At 72.8% G+C, this 1,023-nt stretch carries 1 protein-coding gene; it reads left to right on the plus strand.

Going from position 1 to position 1,023, the window contains the following annotated elements:
- Nucleotides 1–916, plus strand: a 916-nt coding sequence (locus AWC19_RS10420) for a sensor domain-containing protein (RefSeq protein WP_142281111.1), incomplete at its 5' end; no start/stop codon positions are given.
- Nucleotides 917–1,023 lie beyond the last annotated feature (107 nt).

Here is a 1,023-nt window from a genome sequence, read left to right on the forward strand (position 1 = left end):
AACACCAGCGACAGCGTCGCCCCCGCCGCCACCCCGCCGGTCTTCCAACGCCATGGCGACGCTGTCGCTGGTGTTCGCGTTCGTGTTCCCGCCGGCCGGTGCGATCCTGGGCCACCTCGGGTTGGCCCAGATCCGGCGCACCGGTGAGCCGGGCCGCGACCGAGCCGTGGCGGGGCTGGCGCTGTCGTACGCGTTCATCACGGCGACCGTCCTCGCGCTGGTCGCGTGGGCCACCCTGGCCGCGTTTCCCGGCACGCCGGGCCGGACCGCCGCGCCGGCCCCCGCCCCGACAACCGCGGCGCCCGCGGGACCCACGGTGGAGCCGGCCACCGTGGCGTCGCTGCTGCCCAGCCTCACCGAGCTGCAGAACATCACCGCCGACCAGAACCTTCAGCCCGGCCCGACGCGGGACCGCGCCGGCAGGGCCGGCGCCGACGGCACCATCGACCGCCCGCAGTGCTGGGGAAGCATCGCCGCCGGGGCACCCGATGCCTACACCGCCGACGCGATCGCCGGCTATCACGCGGCGAAGTTTTCCGACAGCCGCAGCCTGCTCAAGTCGGTCGAAGCGCTGCTGGCGGTCGTCGCGTTTCGCGATCCGTCGACGGCCCGGTCGCAACTGGCGAACGCGCTGTCCGACTGGCGCCAATGCGGCGGCTCGACCGTCACCGCGACATTCTCGGGGAACACACCGATCCAATACTCGGTGGGCAACCCCGCCGACGCCGGCAACGGCATCAGCACCCTGGACCTGGCGCCCAAGGGACTACAGGTGCGGTCCACCCGCGCCCTGGCGGCCAAGGCCAACGTCGTCGTCGACCTCACGGTGACCTACGGTGGCACCACCGACGGTGACCGGCCCCGGCAGTCGGCGGTCAGCATCGCGGGCGCCGTGCTCGCGAAGATCCCCGGCTGACCGCGCCGCGCCTAGGGTGTGGCGCCTAGGTGTACCCGGCCATAACGTTGGTTACAGGCGGCTGATGGGTGGTAGGCCGCTGAGTGCGCTGTGGCGGCGTTGAGTGT

The sequence above is a fragment of the Mycobacterium palustre genome (genome assembly GCF_002101785.1).
Classification (GTDB): Bacteria; Actinomycetota; Actinomycetes; order Mycobacteriales; family Mycobacteriaceae; genus Mycobacterium; species Mycobacterium palustre.